5 protein-coding genes are annotated in these 4,221 nt (G+C 66.7%); all 5 read right to left on the reverse strand.

Annotated elements, in window-relative coordinates; translation table 11 throughout:
- The coding region (locus tag ACU5AP_RS15985; RefSeq protein ID WP_446681526.1) for a DUF2391 family protein at positions 1-501 on the reverse strand (501 nt) is incomplete at its 3' end.
- A gap of 44 nt (positions 502-545) precedes the next feature.
- On the reverse strand, positions 546-1,283 hold the full coding sequence (locus ACU5AP_RS15990) for a Crp/Fnr family transcriptional regulator (RefSeq protein WP_312120189.1): 738 nt from the start codon (positions 1,281-1,283) through the stop codon (positions 546-548).
- Positions 1,284-1,434: 151 nt separating this feature from the next.
- Positions 1,435-1,755 carry a general stress protein gene (locus tag ACU5AP_RS15995; RefSeq protein WP_376745208.1) on the reverse strand — a complete coding sequence of 107 codons (321 nt, stop codon included), beginning with the start codon at positions 1,753-1,755 and terminating at the stop codon, positions 1,435-1,437.
- Between the two features lie 520 nt (positions 1,756-2,275).
- The gene (locus ACU5AP_RS16000) at positions 2,276-3,544 is read right to left on the reverse strand and encodes an NAD(P)/FAD-dependent oxidoreductase (RefSeq protein ID WP_446681527.1); all 1,269 of its coding nucleotides are present in this window, start codon (positions 3,542-3,544) and stop codon (positions 2,276-2,278) included.
- A gap of 154 nt (positions 3,545-3,698) precedes the next feature.
- Positions 3,699-4,221, reverse strand: a 523-nt coding sequence (locus ACU5AP_RS16005; protein WP_446681528.1) for a manganese catalase family protein, incomplete at its 5' end; no start/stop codon positions are given.

A 4,221-nucleotide genomic window follows, 5' to 3' on the forward strand; every position in this document is an offset into this window, starting at 1 on the left:
CATGGCGAAGTAGAGGGCGCCGGCCAACATCAGGAACAGCTCGCCCGGATAGGAGGCCTCATCCTCATCGCCCTCGTCCGGATCGCCCGACAGCTGGCGTCGCGCCGCCAGGGCGCCCAGCGCGGCGGGCACCGCCTGAAGGGACATCTGCCCCACAGCGGACGCCGGCGAACTCAGATCCAGCACGTTGAAGACCAGCAGAAGCCCAGCGGCGGTGACGAAGCCCACGGCCAGGGCGACCAGGGTGTCCAGCGCATTGTTGACTAGGCCCCGGCGGGCCGAAAACCCGGCATAATGCGCCAACCCGAACAGCACCGGCAGCGCCGCCAGGAGAAAGACGAGACGCCGCTCCGGTTCCGCAGCAAATCCGAGAGCCCACATCTCCATCGTCATCAACAAGGGCAGGCTGAACAGCAGCGCGCCGCCGAAGGCTCGGCCCAGATCGCGGATATAGGCGCTGTCTTCCCCTCGGGCGGCGTCCTGCATCGTAGTCATGCCCATGCAACGCCGCCGTTCGGTTTCGGCTCCCGCATGGTTGCGGCGCCTCAGTTCAACCGATTGCGGAAGCGCTGTTCCGCAGCGCCGTCCGCCAGTGCAGCGTCGCAATCGCAGGCCGCCTGCGAAAGCTCCTCCTGGTCAAGGACGACCAACCGCGCCCGACGAATCCGGAGAGCTCCCCGGTCCTGCAGGTGGCGGCACGCCGCGTTGACGCTGGTGCGCTGCAGGCCGAGCATATCCGCCAACTCGCCTTGGGTGATGGAGATCCCTCTCTCCTCACCGTCGGCGGCATGGAGGCGCGCGATCCATTTCGCCAGGCGCTGGAGGGCCGTATGCCGGGCGTTGCAGGCGGCCTCGACCCCAAGCGCGCGCGCCCGCGATGCGGCATAGGCGGCGAGAAACTGGTGAATCCAAGTGCTCTTCAACAGGGTTCGAACGGAATTCAGCGGCGCGATATAGCCCACGGTCGGCAGAATGGCTCGCGTGTTATGAGCCTCAATGGTCACGCCGATAGCGCCTTCCCATCCGAGAACGCTGCCCGGTGGAACGACGCCCACACAGATCCGCTGATCGGATGGAAAGAAGCCCAAGGCGCCATTCAGGACGAAATAGAGCGCGTTGCTTGGCGGCGCCTCGCCCGCTTCCAATGAAAGACGGCGCGCCGACTCCGTCAGCCCGACCTGAACCTTCTGTGGCAGCACGGCGTAGACGGGATGGTCCTCCAGTCTCGTCCTGGTGCGCGGAGGCGCACGCCCGCTTCCGACATCGGCGTGAAACCCGGTCATGTTTTGATCCAGTGAGAGCTGCTGGACTTGGCCAGCAGCAACGAACGATTGCGTTCTGATCAATTGTAAACCCTTGCCTGCGCGACGGTTCCTCCAAATATGAAAAAGGAGGCCGCCGTCGCGGCCTCCTTCTCACCCGAACGAAAAGGAATCAGCGTTCCCCGCCCTTTCGTCCGGCCTCCGAAGCGCGTTCGGGATCGTCGGCGAAATTGCCGCCGCCCGCCGAGCCGCCGCTGTCATCGCCCTGGCGCGTGGCCGACGCTCCGTCGCCTCCCTGCGAAGCCTGTCCGCCCTTCCGACCCGCTTCGGCGGCCAGCTCATGGTCCTTCGAGAAGCTGCGATCTTCCGGATCGACGCTGGACCCGCCCTTGCTGGCGATCTCGCGCTGTTTGTCCTCGTCCATGGCGGCGAAGCCGCGCTTCGACGACGACGAGCCTTGCTGTTGCTGACCCTGTTGCTGGTTCTCAGCCATTGTTCACTCCCTCATTTTCATTGATCGCCCCGAAGGGCTCCCCTCCAACCCGCCCGCCTTCGCCGGGTTCATCCTTCGCCTGCCATTGACCGCCACCCGACAGAAGGCGGTCGCCCCGTCGCCGACGGGAACAATTTCAGGCGCCGTCCTCTCCTCAGTGCAAAGCCATGACGGGAGAGTCCGATGGGAAAACAGAAGCAATCCGAGGGTCGGGAGCGAAACGCCGCCATCCCCGGCGGCAAGCCCGACGCCGACACGCCGGATGAAGCCGTGCGGCGCGTCGGACGCGAATCCCGCCGGCGGGCGGGGCCGGACGGTCCTGACGCGCGAGAGATCGGCGACACCTTCAAGAAGGGGTCTGCTCCCCCTTCGGGCGCAGCCCCCCAAAGTGCGCCTGAGCGGCGCCTTCGGACGTTATAGCCACCACAATCCTCTCCGTCGCCGGGAGGGATACGGATGTGCATGATCCACCCCGTCGCCCTAGCAAAGCTGCGCGCACCTGAACTATCCTTAAAAGCCGTCAGTGCAGTTTGAGCCGCCCGGACACGCGGCGCATCAGCAGGCGGGACAGGGCCAGAAGCGCCGTGCGCCGCAGGCCGATCACCGCGCGATAGTGGTCAAGATGCAGACCCATATAGGCCTGACGCGCCAGCCAGCCCTCGATCAGGAAGTTCGGCCCCACCAGACCGCCCATCAGCGATCCCACGCCGCCTTCGCTGCCCAGCGACACCAGGGAGCCGCGGTCGCGATAGACATAGGGGCCCGGATCGCCCGCCTTGAGCAGGGCGCGAGTCAGGTACCTCGCCTGCTGGGCCGCCGCCTGCGCCCGGGCCGGGACGAAGCCGTCGGCGCGCGGGGCCTGGGCGCAATCTCCCATGGCGTAGACGTCCGGGACGGACGTCCTGAGACGATCGTCCGTTACAAACTGGTTGAGACGGCCGGTCTCCAGTCCGAAGTTGCGATTGCGGGGCGACGCCAGGACGCCCGCCGCCCATACGGTCAGATCCGATCGAATCCAGCCCCGGCTGGTCTGCAGCCCGTCCGCCGCAACCTGTTCGACCTTGGCGTTCACGGCCAGGGTCACGCCCCGGCGCTGCAGCTCGCGCGCCGCCTTGGCGGCCACGGTTTCGGGCAGACCGCCGAGAATGCGCGGCCCCGCCTCGACCACCGTCACCCCCAGATCGAACTTCTGATGCGCCCCCAGACCGGCCGACAGGGCTCGGTGGCCTTCGATCAACTCGGTCGACAGTTCGACCCCCGTAGCGCCCGCCCCGACGATGGCGATGTCCAGCCTTTGGCCGGGCGCATAGGCCGAGGCCAGGAAGGCGGCGGTCAGGCGTCGGTTGAAGGCTTCGGCGTCCGCCACGTCCTCCAGCAGGTGGGCGTGCTCGGCGGCCCCGGGCGTATTGAACAGATTGGAGCCGCTGCCCGTTGCCAGCACCAGGCGGTCATAGGCCAAGCTGCGCGCCGGAATCAGAACCCGGCCGTCGTCGTCCCGCACTTCGGCCAAGCTTAGGCTCTTTTCAGCAACGTCCAGTCCCTCCAGGTCTCCGAAGGCGAAACTGAAGTGATTGCGTCGGGCCAGCAGCGGATAGGCCAGGCCTTCCTGATGCGAATCCAGCGAGCCGGCCGCGACCTCGTGCAGGGAGGGTTTCCACAGGTGAAAGATGGTCCGGTCGATCAGCAGCACGCGTCGCGGACCTTCCTTGCGGCCCAACGCGCGCCCCAGCCGTGCGGCGAGCTCCAGGCCGCCTGCGCCGCCGCCGACAATGACGATCTCATGGTCCATGTTTTCTCCTCTCGGAACGAAGGCCGACAACACTCTTGAGGCGGATATGGATACGGCCGACGCCTGACGCGCCGGCCGCTCCGCGGATGCGACGATGTTTCGTATCGTCCGTCCGCAAACCCCCGCCTCCCCTTTTGATGTGAAACCCCAGCGCCTAGCCAGGCGGGACGGCGGGGATAGGCCGAGTTCGCCCGGCCCCTGGGCCGGCCCCGAGGTCCGCGCCGGTCAGCGGATCGAATTCGGGTTCGGAACGCGTGCGGGCGGCGAAGGTCTCCACCGCCTTTTCTTCGTCGACCGAAAGCGCCACCTCGGCGCGGCCGTCCCCGCCGTCGACAGCCATTTGAGCTTCGCGCTCGTCGACGGTGTCCCACTGCTCGCCCGTGTTCCACGGTCCGGATGCATCGCCCTCGCCCTGGGACATGTTGTAGTATTTGTCGGCGAAGTCCGGATGGCCCGGCAGCTTGCCCGGCGGGAAGTTGGCGGGGATGGCGTAAAGCGCCTTCTCAAACGACTTCTGATGGGCGACCTCACGCGTCATCAGAAACGTCAGGGCGTCCTTGATCCCTGGGTCGTCGGTGACGTTGATCAGCCGCTCATAGACGATCTTGGCCCGCGACTCCGCCGCGATGTTGGAGCGTAGGTCGCAGGCCGGATCCCCGATCGAGTCCACATAGGCC

The organism is Brevundimonas sp. RM1, assembly GCF_052907225.1.